The sequence below is a fragment of the Serratia sp. CoH_122_TC_1 genome (genome assembly GCF_058191755.1).
In genome coordinates this window covers 310,847-326,565 of record NZ_JBXWLA010000002.1, presented here as the reverse complement: position 1 = coordinate 326,565, position 15,719 = coordinate 310,847, and the positions used below count along the sequence as shown (strand labels likewise).

Sequence of the window (15,719 nt, the reverse complement as noted above, 5' to 3'; positions counted from 1 at the left end):
CGCAGAGCGGGGTTAATGGCTTCTCAAATGCGGTCTTGTGGTGATTAAAAATTAGACGATCAATGGCGGGCCTACTCTAGGAATGCTCTCAAAAGAAAAGCTATCCAGCCAGTTTGACGGTATTCATTTTTCTGACAGAGGCGTCACGATTTTTTCTTTCTGGAAGCAAAACTGTATTAACAACAGGGCGAAGATCCCCAACGGCAACGACAATAGCGGCAGGCAGTAGATCGGTAAGGTATACAGCGTCAGGCCACCCAACATACTGCCTGCCGCAATACCGGCATACAAAACCGAACTGTTTAGTGAAACGGTCAACGCACCAACAGGTTTTGACAGTGATAATAAGTGATGTTGAATGGGGACCAGATACATCCAGCCGCAAATGCCCCACACCAGGAAAATCGTGAGTACCCACCAAGGGGACGTGGCGTAAAACGTCAGCAGGAATAGTGAACCGGTTTGAACAGATACCGAAAGCAGCAGCACAAACTTACTGCCGAAGGTATCGGTCAACAGGCCGGAAACGATGTTGCCGATGACTGCGCCGATACCGAACACCAGCAGCGCGAGGGGCAAAATTGCCTCCTGGCCCAACTGGGTGTCTTTTAGCAATACGCTCACATAGCTGTAAACAATGTGCTCGGAACAAACGGCGAAGAAGGTGATCACTAAGGTTGTCAGTACCGCTTTTTGCCGCAGTGGGGCAAGCCGTTCTTTCAGCGTATGTTTACCCGACGCCGTGATGGTATTGAGTGTCAGTGAAAGGCCCAGCAGCGAGAAAGCACTCAGCAGTGCGATCAGTAAAAAGATCTCTCGCCAGCCGATCAGCGTGGCCAAGAAGGTTCCAAAAGGAATGCCCAGGGCGATAGCCAGCGTCATACCGCCATAAACGATCGCTATCGCCAGCCCACGGCGCTTTTCCGAGACGAGTCCAGCCGCAGCGGCGGCAGCCTGTGGCATATAGCAAGCTGCCCCTAGCGCTGCCAGTACGCGCCCGGCACACATTTGAAGAAAGCTGTCGGCATCAGTGCAGACCAGATTTCCGGCGATAAATAGCCCCAGAGCCAACTGTAAAACAGGCTTACGGTTGACGTTGCCCAGCAGCCAGGCTGTCAGTGGAGCAAACATCATGTAAGCCAGGGAAAAGACCGTGATTAATTGACCTGTCTGTGCGGGGCTCATTGCAAAGGTGTCAGATACCTCATTAAGTATGCCGGCGACGATAAACGCATCGGTACCTATGGCAAAGGTACCGGTCGCCATCAGGCACAGCGTCAGGAAATGGCCATTATAATCTGTCATGGTAGCGGGCCCGATTTAGATGATTGCTGTTGTGATTGAAAAATCGTGTTTGTACGTCATTCAGTTCCCACGAATAAGTGATATCTCTGCTTATGGTGCGGGTCATTGCGAATAACCCTTTGCCATAAAAATCGCTGTGAGTTTTTTTATGTTTGAAAGGCTGAGCCTTTTATTCGGGTTTAAATTGTTCCGGGTGTTACTGGCAAAAGTAATGGGGGGAGGACATTGGTGTCCACTGGTAGAAATAACAGGTTAACAACACGGATTTTTTTGTTCTCTGGGTAAAACCAGCAAGCAGCGGGTTTAACGTGGTTATATATTCACCCATGTATGGCATCGTTACTTTTAGTTATAGCCAGGGTGTTTATATTATATGAAACGGCCGTTCTCGCCCTGATATAGTGAACCTCACTTACTGATTGGCCTGCACTGTGCGCTGGAGAACCGCTTTATGGACACTCACATTCAGCCTTTGATGGATGATCTGCTCAGCAGCCTGTCTGACCGCGAGGTGTTTTTAAGTCGGTTGGCACCTTGCGCTCAGGCGCTGGGTTTTGAGTACTTTTCTTATACGGTCTTTTCCTGCTATCCGGCCAGCCGGCCAAAAATGTTGATAGAAAGCAATTACCCCGAGCCATACCTGGAGGACTACCGCAAACTGCGGGTGTACCTGCAAGACCCGATGATTGAACGGGCTCACCACTCTACGCTGCAGTTTTATTGGGACGAGCAGTTCTATCAGAATAAGCCGGCGCTGTGGTGGCGTATGGCGCAATTCGGTCTTCGCGAAGGTTGGTCGCAGTCGATCAAGGATTGCTATGGTCGGCTGGGTATTCTCACCTTTGCCGGTAAAAAGATCCCTGACCAGTCACCGCAGGCCGGCGCACGCCACGAAACCTTTTTTCTGTGGCTGGCGCAGATTGCCCATAAAACGCTGCGTGAAGCATTAATATCGGTGAACGACGAGGCGATAAAAGACGTACTGACGCTGCGCGAGAAGGATATTTTACGCTGGTGCAGTGAAGGAAAAACCTCGGAAGAAACGGCGTTGTTAATGGGGTTGAGCGAGCGGACGGTGAATTTTCATATCGGCAATTCTATTAAAAAACTGTCGGTGGCCAATAAAACCGCCGCCACGGCAAAAGCGGTGTATTTACAGCTGATTTAGCCGACGCTGAAATAATTATTTGGCTAGCCGTTAGGGATGTTATGTTTATATTCTGTTAAACAGAGAGTCATTCCCTTTCGTTTATACTGCCGATCACAAAAGCGCGAGAAAGCGGTTCACCCTTATCCCTCTCGGCAGTACCCTGTAGGCACTGCGGTTACATAGAAGGGATGTGATATGTACAAGACAATATTAGTGCCGATAGATATTGAAGAAGACCTGCTGACCGAGCATGCGCTGAAGCATGTTGAGTATCTGGCGAAGCTTTCTGGTGCCAAAGTGCATTTCCTTCATACGTTGCCGGATGCTTCGGCGTTCGTCACTGCGTATTCGTTTGGCATTAAAGAGTTTGAAAACCAGGCGGAAGTGAAGGCCATCGATAAGCTGAAAAAAATCATGTCGGAAGTCGACATTCCGCTGGAGCGTCTGGATTATACCGTCAGTTTCGGTTCTCCACGCGATCAGGTACTGGAATTGGCGGAGGAAATTGACGCTGACCTGATCATCATCGGTTCGCGTCGCCCAAGTGTGAAAACCTATCTGCTGGGTTCCAATGCCGCGGCCATTGTGCGCCATGCCAACATCTCCGTGATGGTGGTCAGATAATCTTTTTATTCAGGCCCGCAATTCACGGTTGCGGGCCTGCATCATTCAGCGGCAGAGAGCCACAATGTCGTCATACAGCGTCTTCGGTAAGGTAATGCCATGCTGCTCACTGTATTGTCTTTGTTGAAAACGCCGTTCCCCTGGAATACGTGCCCCTTGCTCGTTCATATCAGCGAACAACGCCTCCGCCCGGGCTAAATGGGCTGTTTTGTCTGCACCCAAAAAACGATCGGGATCCATCGCGATAATAAGCTCACCCCCATAGGGCGACGAACCGGTCTGCTTATCATAGGCCAGCGACTCTTTACTGGTCATATCACCAATCAGTGGCCCCGCAAGCAGTTCTACCATCGCCGCCAACGCCGATCCTTTATGGCCGCCAAAGGTCAGCATCGCGCCTTGCAACACGCTGGCGGCATCGGTAGAAGGTTCCCCCTGTTGGTCTATGCCCCAACCTGGCGGTAGCGGCGTACCCGCACGCCGATGCAGTTCAATTTCCCCGCGTGCAGCCGCACTGGTGGCCATATCAAAAATAAACGGCGGCCGCTGTGGCCGAGGCCAACCGAAGGCAATAGGGTTGGTGCCAAACAGCGGCCGGGTTCCACCCGCAGGCGTGACCCAGGCATGGCTAGGGGTACAGGCCAATGCCACCAGCCCCTGATCGGTTAATGGCTCGATATCCGCCCACAGCGCGGAGTAATGCACACAGTGGTTAATCGCCAAGGCGGCGATGCCGTTGGTGCGTACCTTGTCGATAAAGGTTGGCAGTGCCGTACGATAGGCCAGCAACGAGAAAGCGTCGTGGGCATCCACGCGCAAAATTCCCGGGGACTGATCGATCAGCGTGGGGGTGGCGTCGGCAGAGACTTTACCTGCCAACAGCGAACGCACGCAGCCGAGCACTCGGTACAGGCCGTGTGAGGCGCAGCCGTCACGTTCACCGGCAGTTACGTTCTGCGCGACGGCATCGGCATGTTCGGCGCTGAAGCCGTTGCTGTGCAATGCACGCAGTGCAAGATGATAAGCATCGTTTAGCGACAGGTGTTGGGTTTGCGTCATCAGATATTCCCTCCGCAGTTACTCTTCTTCATCGCCGGTAAAATTTGCCTGAGGTAAACAGGTATAGGCTCCCCAGTAATAGATGGCTAATGCAATGACCGCCACCGTGAGGGTGTCCCACGGGTGGCCGATCGCGTTGATACCGCCAAAACTGCCGAGGTAGGACGCGATAATAATCAGCGCATAGAAGGCGATCAGCCACAGTGAGGACCAAACTTGCTGCTTCAGGCTGACGGCGTGGGTTGGCACCTTGTTTTTGAACAGGATATAGACCACAAACATCAGGATTTGCAGGCCGAGTAGCCAGGAAACGGTATTCCAGCCGGACCAGTAAACGATCAGCGCCGAGATAATAAAAGAAACCGGGCCAAGCACGCAGAACCCACGCACGAAGAAGGGGCGCGGCAGATCAGGCGCGTTGCGGCGTAGGCCTGCGGCGGTAACAGGTGCAATGGCGTAACTCAGCACCAATGCGGCGGACACTACGCCGATCAGCCTCTCCCAAGAGGGGAAAGGCAGCGTCCAGAAGATCGACAGCGCAAAAGTCAACCACAGTGCGGGACGTGGGATGCCGGACTCTCCGTCGACGCGGGTAAAGATCTTAAAGAAGGTCCCGGCGCGCGCCCAGCCGTACACCACGCGCGGCGTGGCGTTCATATAAATGTTGCCGGTGCCGCTCGGCGAGATAATCGCGTCACTTACCACCAGAAATGCCAACCAACCCATGCCCAATGTGATAGCGATATCCCGGTAGGGCAGTGAAAATTGCTGACTGATGCCGGCCCAGCCACCGCTCAGCATTTCGCTGGGGATACTGCCGAGGAAGGCCACTTGCAGCAGTACGTAGATAATCGTGGATAACACCACCGACAGGATCAGCGCGATAGGGATGGTGCGCTGCGGGTTTTGCACTTCGCTGGCGACCGAGATAATGGGCGTCAGTCCCAGATAGGCAAAGATAATCCCACCGGCTGAGATAGCTGCTTCCACCCCGGCAGAGCCGAAGGGAGCAAACCCCTGACTGTGCAGGTTTTCAGGCTTGAAGAAGCTGAACAGCACCACAATCACCAACAGCGGCACCACGAATTTAATCACGCTGATCAGATTGTTGGATTTCGCAAAGGTTTTGACACTGTAGTAGTTCAGGGCGAAGAAAAAACACAGCAACAGCAGCTGGACCAGCCAGCCGATCAATGTCGGGTTGCCCGAGCCGGGTTGGCTTAGAAAAGGAAACCAGGCGGCGGCATACTGGCGGGCAGCAACAATTTCTATCGATATCAGGCTGGAGAAGGCAATTAGGGTAATAAACCCGAGTAAATAGCCCATCAGTTCCCCGTGGGAGAACACCGGGTAACGAATAATGCCGCCGGCGCGTGGAAGTGCGGCGCCGAGTTCACAATAAACAATCCCGAGCAGTAAGACGGCCAGGCCACCTATCAGCCAGGAGTAAATACCGGCTGGGCCGGCGATGGAGGACACGTGGCTGGCGGCGAACAGCCAGCCTGAACCAAATATTGCGCCCAGGCCGATAAACGTTAAGTCGGTGAGCGTAAGCTGCTTCTTGAATTTGCCTTGGGTTGTCATGGTTTTACCCTTTTGTTATTAGATGGCATGCAGATGTGGTCTGGCTAATGGTTGGCGGATGAGTGGACTGGGTCACGGGTGTAAATACCGTTAACCAGCCGCAGTAGGCCAAGCGGATTACTGTCTTGTAACGGCGGTGGCAGCAGTGCCGCAGGATAATTCTGTAAGCAAACCGGGCGCAGGAAGCGTTCAATAGCCAGCGTGCCCACAGAGGTGCCGCGTGCATCGCTGGTGGCAGGATAAGGGCCGCCGTGCACCATGGCATCACACACTTCTACTCCAGTCGGATAGCCGTTGAACAGCACACGTCCCGCTTTGCGCGTCAACTGTTGCGCCAGCGGTGCGGCATCATGTAAATCGCCCTCGTCGGCCAGCAAGGTGGCGGTTAATTGCCCTTGCAGGCTATCGAGCGCGGCAGTCAGTTGTTGGTTATTTTCCACCGTTACCACAATGGCCACAGGGCCAAACACTTCCTCCTGCAACAGCGGGTTGCCGCTCAGCAGCAAGTCGATATCAGCCTGGTACAGCTGTGGTGCCGCCAGATAAGGTCGTTCCTCGCGGTTGCCGGCAAGGTGGCGAATGCCTGGTTGTTTTTCGAGTGCAGCCAACCCGCTGTGGAAATGTGTCAGCGTGCCGGCGTTCAGCATGGCCTGCGGCGCGGCAACGTTTACCTTCGAGGCGAGTTCCTGGATAAATTGATCAAATGCTTCTCCACGTGGGGCGATGATCAACCCCGGTTTGGTGCAGAACTGCCCACACCCCAAGGTGAAGGAGGCAACCAGTTCGTGCGCAATTTGCTCACCACGGCGGGCCAACGCCTGCGGCATCACGATCAGCGGGTTGATGCTCGACATCTCGGCAAATACCGGGATAGGGTGCGGGCGGCGCATGGCGAGATCGAACAGGGCCCTGCCACCCCGTAACGAGCCGGTAAAGCCCACCGCCTGGATGGCTGGGTGCTGGACCAGATCGGCACCGATGCGGTCGCCGTAAATCATGTTGAAGACGCCGGCCGGGATGTTTTGCTGTTCTCTTGCCCGTTCAATTGCCTGCGCGGTCAATTCGGCAGTGATCATATGGCTGCTGTGCGCTTTGAACACCACCGGGCAACCCGCCGCGAGTGCAGCGGCGGTATCACCACCGGCAGTGGAGAACGCCAGAGGGAAATTGCTGGCACCAAATACGGCCACCGGACCGATGGCGGTTCGATACTGCCGGAGATCGGGGCGTGGCAACGGTGTCCGCTGCGGCAACGCGCTGTCTATGCGCACGCCATGCATATCCCCACGGCGTAGCAAGGTGGCAAATAGCCGCATCTGGCCGCTGGTTCTGGCCCGTTCGCCACTGAGGCGAGCTAATGGCAGCGCGGTTTCCTGCATGGCGAAGGTAAAGAAATCCTCACTCAGTGCATCCAATTGGTCGGCAATCGCCTCAAGAAAATCGGCGCGGCGTTCGGCGCTAAGTTGTGAATAAGCCGTGAAGGCTTGTGCGGCCGCGTCGGCAGCCGCGGCGGCTTCTGTGGCGCTGGCTGAGAAAAAAACATGACCGGTCGGCAGACCGTTATCGGCACGCAGGCTGATAAGGTCGGCCTCACCGCTGGCGTAGCGTTGGCCGCCGATAAACTGTCGGCCGCTGAGGGTATAGGCGTTGGGCATGGGTTCCCCTGTTTAGCAAGTGGCTAGGCCCGGCAGTGAACCGGGCGAGTGAGAGCGGCGATTAAAGACCGACGTTCGGCAATGCTGGGCGGTTTGCCAGCGCTTTTTTGACCACCGCAGTGACGTCGGCAAGCGTCTCGCCTTGCAGCGCTAAACGTGGCGGACGGGTGATAGCGCTGCCACGGCCGACTAACTCTTCACACAGCTTGATGCACTGCACCAAATCCGGTCGCGCATCCAGGTGCAGCAACGGCATAAACCAGCTGTAGAGCGCCAGCGCTTCCTCAAAGCGTTTTTGCTTCGCCAGGCGGAATAGCGTTTCGCCTTCGCGTGGGAAGGCGTTAGACATTCCTGAGATCCACCCTTCGGCGCCGACGGCGATGCTTTCCAGTACGACGTCGTCCAAGCCTGCGAACAGCACAAAGCGGTCACCGACCTCATTACGCAAATCGATAAAGCGACGGGTATCACCGGAAGAGTCTTTGAAACACACGATATTTTCGCAGTCGACCAGGGTCGTCAGGATGTCGGGCGTCACGTCGTTTTTATAAATGGGAGGATTGTTGTAGACCATGATCGGCAGATCGGTGGCGGTGGCAACGCTGCGAAAGTGTGTGGCGGTTTCATGGGGTTTGGCAGAGTAAACCAATGCCGGCATGACCATAATGCCGTCGACACCGACCTTCTGAGCTTCACGCGCCATATTCTTCGCGAAGGCGGTAGTGAATTCGGCGATGCCGGCAATGACGGGCACTTTGCCCTGTGCAGCATCACGTGCGACTTCAATGACTGACAGTTTTTCCTGCATTGTCAGCGAGGTATTTTCACCCACGGTGCCGCAGACCACCAGACCCGAAACGCCGTCCTTGACCAGGTTTTTGATCACCGTATGGGTGGCGTCGAGATCCAAAGAAAAGTCGCTGCGGAACTGAGTGCTGACCGCCGGAAATACGCCGCTCCAGCTAATGGCTTTATGGCTCATAGTGTTTGTCCTGTCGTCCAAGTTTGTTAATCAATGGTGAATTATTGGTAAAATCCAATCACAGATTGACCTGTATTGTTCGCAGGGGCTTGACGGTTTTCGCCGAATGCCATGACGAAATTGGCACAATTGGACAGAACATCAGATAGCCAAAACCCTGACGTTTACCACGCCTAAAAGGAAGAGGTTATTGATATGAGTCAATGCGTTATGGTGCGAGCGTGATGCGGAAATCGCGAGGTGTGGAGCCGGTCATCGCCTTGAACTGGCGGCTGAATGCGCTGTGATCAGTGTAGCCGCACTGCAAGGCTATGTCGGTAATGGGCAAATCGCTGGCCAGCAGTTCGGTGGCTTTTTCCAGGCGTACTTTGTGGATCATCTGGCGTGGCGTGAGATGAAAAATGCGTTTGCAGTAACGTTCGATCTGCGCCACGGAAAGCGCAGTGAGCGTCGTCAGTTCTTCGAGAGCAATTGGGCGGGCATAATGCTGACGAATATAGACGTCTATGGCGGCTAAACGTTGATAGGCGGGGTGATTCGCTTTGGCCTCTTGCAGGTCATGCGATATGCCCGCCATGCCGATGATTTTGCCCTGAGTATCATACAGCGCCAGCTTTTGCGTCAGGCACCAGCCGGTTTCACGGCCACTGTACAGGTGCATTTCCAGCTGATCCTGGATCATAACGCCATGGAGTAGTACACGCCGATCTTGCTCGGTATACCCCGAACCGAGCTGCGCTGGGAACACGTCCGCCGAGGTTTTACCCAGAAGCGGTGTGACGGTTTTAAATCCACAACGTTTAGCCAGTGTCAGGTTGGCCAACAAATAACGTGCCTGCACGTCTTTGATAAAGAACACGACGTTGGGAATGGCGTTGAGCAGCGGCACGATCAACGCCAGTGAATTCAGCAGATCATGCAGGGTATTCGGGCGCTGTTGTGCCAGGCCATCGCACCAGCGAGACAGTTGTTCAATGGCAAAGACGTCCTCTTCCTGTTCGTCAACAAGGGGCCGGGGAGCAGTGATAACCGGATGGTCTTGGGCTAATCGCATAGCAATACCTTTTCCCGTCGAGTGACTCAAATCTGAGGCGGCCGGGCAGGCCATTTTTGAAGCGCTTAATCAATATTAACTTTCTTATAACTTTTCAAGCGTAGCTGCCAATTATGCGGAACACCGCATACTTTTGCATGCCACTGAGCGGGCATCCGGTAAAACGCCAAGCCGAAAATTGTGCTGATTTCTGCATTCCCCGCGCCGAAATGCATCAAGCCGTCATCAGCATATTCGGTCAGGCTAACGCTATCGGTAACATTTCATTAACCCAGGAGACTCCGATGGCTCTTACTTCGCAATTCACCCGGCTGCGCGCGATCGATTCCCATACTGGCGGTGAGCCAACACGGCTGATCGTCGATGGATTCCCCACATTGGGCACCGGCAGTATGGCGGAGCGCAAGGCACTGTTTGCCCAACAGTATGACGACTGGCGCAGCGCTATTATTCTGGAGCCTCGCGGCAATGACGTGCTGGTGGGGGCTTTGCTGTGTGAACCCTGTTCACCACAGGCAACGGCAGGGGTGATTTTCTTTAATAACGCCGGTTATCTGGGGATGTGCGGCCACGGCACTATCGGACTGGTGGCCTCGCTGGCCTATCTGGGGCGGATTGGCGTAGGGGAGCACCTGATAGAAACCCCGGTGGGTACGGTGAATGCCACGTTGCACGCGGATGGCAGTGTAACAGTGGAAAACGTGCCCGCTTACCGATCTCGCCGACAGGTTGCGGTTGAGGTGGCGGGGTACGGAACGGTGGTTGGCGATATTGCCTGGGGCGGGAACTGGTTTTTTCTGATCGGCGAGCATCATCTGGCTATCAATACGCAAAACCTGGAGGCCCTAACGGCCTTTTGTTGGGCTGTGCGTCAGGCTTTGGAGCTGGCGGGGATTTATGGGGAAGAGGGTGGCGTTATTGATCACATCGAACTCTTTGCCGCCGATACGCAGGCTGACAGCCGCAACTTTGTACTGTGCCCGGGCAAGGCTTATGACCGTTCCCCCTGCGGTACTGGCACCAGTGCAAAGCTGGCCTGTCTGGCCGCTGACGGAAAATTACAGCCAGGAGAAATTTGGCGTCAGGCAAGTGTGATTGGTAGCCAATTCAGCGGCTATTACCAGCATAACGGCGATCGCGTGACGCCGTTTATTCGTGGGCAAGCCTATGTGTGTGCTGACAGCCAACTGTTGTTAGATGAGCGTGATCCCTTTATTTGGGGGATCCGTTAATGGTTGCCTGCAGGCGTGCCGAGGTGATTGTGGTGGGGGCAGGCATCATTGGTGCTGCCTGCGCCTGGCAACTGGCAAGGCAGGGGGTTCAAGTCCTGCTGGTAGACAATCAGCGTGCGGGTGCGACGGCAGCAGGCATGGGGCATCTGGTTTGCATGGATGATAACCCGGCGGAACTGGCCTTAAGCGCCTACTCGCTGCAACTGTGGCGGAGCGTGGTGGACCGGATGCCGGAAAGCTGCGCCTGGCGCGGTTGTGGTACGTTGTGGCTGGCAGAGCGGGACGATGAAATGGCCATTGCCGCAGGCAAGCGGCAACGTATGGCGGAATATGAAGTTGCCAGTGAAACATTGAGCTCCACTCAGGTTGTGGGGCTGGAACCTATGCTGCGTGCCGGGTTGGCGGGGGGATTACGCGTGCCGGGTGACGGCATCGTGTATGCCCCTAACGTTGCCCGGTGGTTAGTCGCTGACGCTGGGTCTGCGGTCAGGGTGATCACGGGTGAGGCGATCGCGCTGGAAGCGCAGGCCGTCGTGTTGGCCGGCGGTGAACGGCTAACGGCGCCGGTTGTCGTACTGGCCAGTGGCCTACAGGCCGATAGGCTGTTGGAACACCCCTTATTACGTGCGAAGAAAGGGCATCTTGCGATCACCGATCGTTACCCCAGACGGGTGCGTCATCAATTGGTTGAACTGGGTTATGGCGCCAGTGCCCATGCCAGTGATGGCACTTCGGTAGCATTTAACGTTCAGGCTCGCCCAACAGGCCAGTTGTTGATCGGCTCGTCGCGCCAGTTTGATGTCCCTGACAGCACTATCGATATGGTATTGCTGGCCGCCATGTTGGCACGCGCCAACACCTTCCTGCCTGAACTGGCTCAGATGAACATTATCCGCTGCTGGACCGGTCAACGCGCCGCGTCTGCCGACGGCTTGCCGCTGCTGGGCCCGCATCCTCAACATCGCTGGTTATGGTTAGCGTTAGGTCACGAAGGGTTGGGTGTCACCACAGCGTTGGGCAGCGCAGCACTGATCGCGGCGCAGATCCATAATCATCGACCGGCCATTGATGACACGCCTTATCTGGCATCGCGCATGTTTCGGAAAGAGGCGTTGTCGGTATGAACAAGAAACAGACTCTACTTACGTTAACCCTTAACGGTGAAACTCTCTGCGTGCCGGAGGGCGTTACCGTGGCAGCTGCGCTCAGCCTGAGTGGGCAGGATGGGTGCCGTTTTTCTGTCAGCGGCCAATTACGTGCGCCGTTTTGTGGCATGGGTATCTGCCAGGAGTGTCGTGTCACGGTGAATGGGCTTCGGAGGCTGGCATGTCAGACGCTGTGTCAACCTGGAATGCATATTGAAAGGACAGAGAATGAGTGAGCTCACGTGTGATGTACTGATTGTTGGTGCTGGTCCTGCCGGGTTAGCGGCGGCTTGCGCTGCGGCAGAAAGTGGCCGGTCAGTGCTGGTGCTTGACGACAACCTCCGTCCAGGGGGGCAAATCTGGCGCGATGGGCCGACTGTAGCGCTACCTACGCTAGCGCAGCAATACCGTCGGGCCGTTGAGGCAAAGAGTAATATAACATTGCTTAATGGTGTCAAAATCGTAGCCCAGTGTGGGCCGCAAAGCATTCTCTACGAAGATGCGGCGGACAGTGGCACCGTGGAGTATCAAAAACTGATTTTGTGCTGTGGCGCTCGGGAACTGTTGCTCCCGTTTCCCGGTTGGACGTTGCCGGGCGTGACCGGCGCGGGCGGCCTGCAGGCGCAAATTAAGCAAGGGCTACCTATTAAAGGAGAGCGGGTGGTTATTGCGGGTAGCGGCCCATTGCTGCTGGCCGTTGCCAACAGTGTTGCCAGCGCAGGGGGGGAAGTGATAATGCTGGCGGAGCAAGCGCCCGTCTCGCAAATAGCGGCTTTTGCCGGCGGGTTATGGCGTTGGCCTGTGAAGTTACGCCAGTCTTTTGCTCTCGCCAATAGCCATTATCGTCCAGGCTGCCATGTGCTGGAGGCGTTAGGTGAACAGCGGCTAAAAGCGGTTAGGATTAAAAAAGGCGGGCGCGTGGTGACACTGGACTGCGAACGTTTGGCCTGTGGTTTTGGGCTGGTGGCGAATATCGAGCTGGCGATGCTATTGGGATGCCGTATCGACAATGACGTTATTGCGGTGGGCGATGACCAGCAGACCAGCCAAGCGAATATTTATGCAGCCGGTGAATGTACCGGTATTGGCGGCAGTGAACTGGCGCTGGCTGAAGGCGCCATTGCTGGATATGCCGCAACCGGCAATCTGGAGAATATGCAGGCATTAACGGCACAACGTGCCAAGTGGCAGCAATTTTCTGATACGGTGGCGCGAGCCTTTGTGCTTAATCCAGCATTGAAAGCGCTGGCGACACCCGAAACATTGTTGTGCCGTTGTGAAGATGTGTCGCTGGGGGAGGTTAGTGGCTTGCCTGACTGGACGTCGGCCAAGTTGAGGAGCCGCTGTGGCATGGGGGCCTGCCAGGGCAAGATCTGTGCGACAGCGGCACGCCACGTGTTCGGCTGGCAGTTTTCAACGCCGCGCATTCCATTAACACCGGTAAGGGGGGCAACATTGGCGCGCTTGGGAAGGATAAAAACCGACGGATAAGCCTGCTACACTCAGACAGAGTGAGCGGAAAAATCGGGCGGAGAACGGATGACAAATGCACTGATTACACTGGGGCTGTGCCTGCTGCTAATGCCTCTGTTGTTGTGGCTGATTGGCCGGGCATTATCAGCGGCAAAAGATAAAAAGCCGGAAGGGGACAAGCGTAAACCCAGGTCCGGCATGCCGCACGGTGATGATGAATAATCTCCGGCGGCACGCGCTATCGGTGAAGGCGCCATGCCAACCCTGTCATTGGCATTCCTAATACTGTGGCCAATAATACGTTTTCTCATGCCAGCCTTTGCCGTACATGCAGGCTTCGATGGTTGCCGAACGGGCCCCCTCATTACGATCATTTTGCACCGTTTTAAACGAGGGTTGTTTTTCGTAGCGATAACCTGCCGGGCAGTTCTTCTTATCTTTCTCGCAAGTCTGATAGGTGTTTTCGTAGCTAAATTCAAAATCTCTCACCACGTCGGGTGGAAAACGCTCGAAGCCGCGCCCTTTGCATTCGGCATATTCAGCATCGCGAGTGGCAGCGCCTGCACCCGCTCTTTCCCACTGTGTACAGGCGTTCAATGCCATTAATGGTAATATAATCAAAAATCTATACGTCTTCATGGTGTCCCTGACTCTTCCTTTCGTCCTATACGCACTCCCTAGGAATTTTCCTAGCAGAGGAAGGGGGGAGTGTAATAAATTGGTGCCAAAAAAGGAAATGATAATAGTTATTGTTTAGATGAGGTTGATGTAGTCTGCCGGCCTGGATGGAGGCTGAGAAATTCACTGATGATTGAAATAATAATTAATTGTGATAATACACGCGCTAAGTTTTTTTTCGGGTTTTATATTCCTGCATTTTTAAGATATTTACCCAAGGGTTTTTCTTTATTCTTGGTTAAGAAAGGATATTTAAAGTATGCAAAATTGGTTGCAGGGTATTTATATTGCTTTTTATGGGTTTTCACAGTTAAAACTATTATTGAATTTTCAGGTAATGCGATTGCAATCCATGTGTAAATTTTCTAGATTCAGGATCGATAGATGATTGTCATGATGATGAAGACATTAAAGGGAGTTTTATTTTGGCGAATAAACCTGAAGTGCCTAAAGACAGTGCTGGTTTACCTTCATTATCAGATAATTATGATGGGTTGAGAAATCTTTCAGATGTGGGTGATTCATTGGGCTATGGCCGCACGCGTTTTTATCAGTGGTGTCGAGGACGGGGCTTTATCACCCTGATGAATGCACCCTCTCCGGAGATGATCAGTTCCGGTTATATGGTGACTGAATTATCGGAAAATGGCTATTCGCGAGTTTACGTGACAGATGAAGGCTTTAACTATGTGAGTGGCGTTTTTCAAGATGACATTAAGAAACGCATGGTTAAGCTTTAGATTATCCATAAAAATCCTATCTATTTCAATATAATAACACCAGAATATTCTTATGTTTCCGGTTGTTATACATAGAAAAATGTGGGTAAGCGGAGATGGCCCTCTTTTCTATCCTCCCCAGAGCATTGGAAGTTATCTTATTTTTCTACCAACAGCGCTTCAGTGCTACGGTCGGCGGTTATTCTCTTGCTACTATGAGGATCGTTTTTTTTCAGGAGCTCAGGATGAAGCATTACGCCGCTTTACTCGTTACGGCCATGTTGTTGTCTGGCTGCGCCACCCAAAGTGTTCCATTACAACAGGCGGAGTTACCACCACCTAGCCGTTTGTTGCTTTATCAGAACGTGCCGCAAACGCCATTTGCAACGGTAGTCGTTGTTCGTGACAGCGGAATGCTGGCAGGGAGTTGCCGTACCGGGGTGTATATCAACGGAGAGTTTGCTGCATCACTGGCGGCCAAAGAGAAGGCCGAGTTTCGGATACCCGTAGGTAATAATGAAATTAGCATTGGGCAGGATATGATCGAAAATAGCCTGTGCATTTGGCGCGATACCAACGGCCGCTTACCGATGACGTTACGTGCTGGTGAGAGCCGTTATTTCCGAATCGCCGGCGATATGCAACGCGGATTTGTCCTGCAGGCCAACAAGCCATGAATCTGGCGGGGGCCGTCAGCGCCCCTGCCACCATCCCCATAGGCTAACCAATAGCCACGCTGCGGCGATCCAACACAATACGGCAGCCAGCAGTGCCCAAGACAGCTTCATGCTGTTGATAAAGCAATACAGTGAGATCAGGTAGACCAGATAAGGTAACACGGCCCACATGCCGAAAATCAGCGTGGTTCTCAGGGCTTCTATCGAACGTTCGCTGCCGACAATGTAATGAGCAATCAGTGCAAAAGTGGGGAACAATGGCACAAGACCGGCAATATAGTAACTGCGACTTTTGGCAAGCAGCGCAATGAATACCACCACCAACGCGCCGATCAGCGCTTTAACCACGATGCCCATATGTCTCTCTGGCGTAAATAAAAAA

At 53.9% G+C, this 15,719-nt stretch carries 18 protein-coding genes; 10 read left to right on the top strand and 8 right to left on the bottom strand.

What is annotated here, in order from left to right; translation table 11 throughout:
* Nucleotides 1–123 precede the first annotated feature (123 nt).
* Nucleotides 124–1,305 carry an MFS transporter gene (locus AC2FC2_RS04205; protein ID WP_490658795.1) on the bottom strand — a complete coding sequence of 394 codons (1,182 nt, stop codon included), beginning with the start codon at nt 1,303–1,305 and terminating at the stop codon, nt 124–126.
* 451 nt (nt 1,306–1,756) lie between these two features.
* On the opposite strand from AC2FC2_RS04205, the gene AC2FC2_RS04200 reads away from it, so the two are divergent.
* Together AC2FC2_RS04200 and AC2FC2_RS04195 are read left to right on the top strand one after the other, a co-directional pair.
* Nucleotides 1,757–2,473 (top strand): autoinducer binding domain-containing protein, encoded by a 717-nt coding sequence (locus AC2FC2_RS04200; RefSeq protein WP_490658794.1) that lies wholly within the window; start codon nt 1,757–1,759, stop codon nt 2,471–2,473.
* A 177-nt stretch (nt 2,474–2,650) separates the two neighbouring features.
* The gene (locus tag AC2FC2_RS04195) at nt 2,651–3,079 is read left to right on the top strand and encodes a universal stress protein (RefSeq protein ID WP_209632669.1); all 429 of its coding nucleotides are present in this window, start codon (nt 2,651–2,653) and stop codon (nt 3,077–3,079) included.
* 45 nt (nt 3,080–3,124) lie between these two features.
* Here AC2FC2_RS04195 and AC2FC2_RS04190 read toward each other — a convergent pair whose 3' ends face one another.
* The 5 genes from AC2FC2_RS04190 to AC2FC2_RS04170 all read right to left on the bottom strand — a co-directional run bounded on the left by AC2FC2_RS04190 (nt 3,125) and on the right by AC2FC2_RS04170 (nt 9,413).
* Nucleotides 3,125–4,138, bottom strand: a complete 1,014-nt coding sequence (locus AC2FC2_RS04190; RefSeq protein ID WP_490658793.1) for an Ldh family oxidoreductase — start codon at nt 4,136–4,138, stop codon at nt 3,125–3,127.
* Between the two features lie 18 nt (nt 4,139–4,156).
* Nucleotides 4,157–5,722 (bottom strand): APC family permease, encoded by a 1,566-nt coding sequence (locus AC2FC2_RS04185; protein WP_265555035.1) that lies wholly within the window; start codon nt 5,720–5,722, stop codon nt 4,157–4,159.
* A gap of 44 nt (nt 5,723–5,766) precedes the next feature.
* Nucleotides 5,767–7,377, bottom strand: a complete 1,611-nt coding sequence (locus AC2FC2_RS04180) for an aldehyde dehydrogenase (NADP(+)) (protein WP_490658792.1) — start codon at nt 7,375–7,377, stop codon at nt 5,767–5,769.
* A gap of 61 nt (nt 7,378–7,438) precedes the next feature.
* Entirely contained in the window at nt 7,439–8,359 is a 921-nt protein-coding gene (locus AC2FC2_RS04175) for a dihydrodipicolinate synthase family protein (RefSeq protein WP_265555031.1), read from the bottom strand.
* 208 nt (nt 8,360–8,567) lie between these two features.
* Nucleotides 8,568–9,413 (bottom strand): helix-turn-helix domain-containing protein, encoded by an 846-nt coding sequence (locus AC2FC2_RS04170; protein WP_490658791.1) that lies wholly within the window; start codon nt 9,411–9,413, stop codon nt 8,568–8,570.
* A 284-nt stretch (nt 9,414–9,697) separates the two neighbouring features.
* Here AC2FC2_RS04170 and AC2FC2_RS04165 point away from each other — a divergent pair, with 284 nt between their 5' ends.
* Genes AC2FC2_RS04165 through AC2FC2_RS04145 form a run of 5 tightly spaced genes read left to right on the top strand, consistent with a single transcriptional unit; the run spans nt 9,698 to nt 13,485 of the window.
* Complete coding sequence (locus AC2FC2_RS04165; protein ID WP_490658790.1) at nt 9,698–10,645, top strand: 4-hydroxyproline epimerase; 948 nt, start codon at nt 9,698–9,700, stop codon at nt 10,643–10,645.
* Nucleotides 10,645–11,769 carry an NAD(P)/FAD-dependent oxidoreductase gene (locus AC2FC2_RS04160; protein ID WP_490658789.1) on the top strand — a complete coding sequence of 375 codons (1,125 nt, stop codon included), beginning with the start codon at nt 10,645–10,647 and terminating at the stop codon, nt 11,767–11,769. The genes AC2FC2_RS04165 and AC2FC2_RS04160 overlap by 1 nt, the downstream gene beginning before the upstream one ends.
* A complete protein-coding gene (locus AC2FC2_RS04155) occupies nt 11,766–12,026 on the top strand; it encodes a (2Fe-2S)-binding protein (RefSeq protein ID WP_490658788.1) in 261 nt (86 codons plus the stop codon). The genes AC2FC2_RS04160 and AC2FC2_RS04155 overlap by 4 nt, the downstream gene beginning before the upstream one ends.
* Nucleotides 12,019–13,281, top strand: a complete 1,263-nt coding sequence (locus AC2FC2_RS04150) for an FAD-dependent oxidoreductase (protein WP_490658787.1) — start codon at nt 12,019–12,021, stop codon at nt 13,279–13,281. The genes AC2FC2_RS04155 and AC2FC2_RS04150 overlap by 8 nt, the downstream gene beginning before the upstream one ends.
* Before the next feature lie 48 nt (nt 13,282–13,329).
* Nucleotides 13,330–13,485, top strand: a complete 156-nt coding sequence (locus AC2FC2_RS04145; protein WP_209632679.1) for a hypothetical protein — start codon at nt 13,330–13,332, stop codon at nt 13,483–13,485.
* A 57-nt stretch (nt 13,486–13,542) separates the two neighbouring features.
* Here the strand turns inward: AC2FC2_RS04145 and AC2FC2_RS04140 are convergent, their stop codons facing one another.
* Nucleotides 13,543–13,902, bottom strand: coding sequence for a hypothetical protein (locus AC2FC2_RS04140; protein ID WP_209632680.1), 360 nt, complete (start codon nt 13,900–13,902; stop codon nt 13,543–13,545).
* Between the two features lie 168 nt (nt 13,903–14,070).
* On the opposite strand from AC2FC2_RS04140, the gene AC2FC2_RS04135 reads away from it, so the two are divergent.
* From AC2FC2_RS04135 to AC2FC2_RS04125, 3 genes are all read left to right on the top strand, one after another.
* Entirely contained in the window at nt 14,071–14,301 is a 231-nt protein-coding gene (locus AC2FC2_RS04135) for a hypothetical protein (protein ID WP_209632681.1), read from the top strand.
* A gap of 65 nt (nt 14,302–14,366) precedes the next feature.
* Nucleotides 14,367–14,681: a hypothetical protein gene (locus AC2FC2_RS04130; protein WP_209634229.1), complete on the top strand. Its 315-nt coding sequence runs from the start codon at nt 14,367–14,369 to the stop codon at nt 14,679–14,681.
* A gap of 224 nt (nt 14,682–14,905) precedes the next feature.
* Nucleotides 14,906–15,337: a hypothetical protein gene (locus AC2FC2_RS04125; RefSeq protein ID WP_490658786.1), complete on the top strand. Its 432-nt coding sequence runs from the start codon at nt 14,906–14,908 to the stop codon at nt 15,335–15,337.
* Nucleotides 15,338–15,352: 15 nt separating this feature from the next.
* On the opposite strand, the gene AC2FC2_RS04120 is transcribed toward AC2FC2_RS04125, so the two are convergent.
* A complete protein-coding gene (locus AC2FC2_RS04120) occupies nt 15,353–15,694 on the bottom strand; it encodes a GlpM family protein (RefSeq protein WP_209632683.1) in 342 nt (113 codons plus the stop codon).
* Nucleotides 15,695–15,719 lie beyond the last annotated feature (25 nt).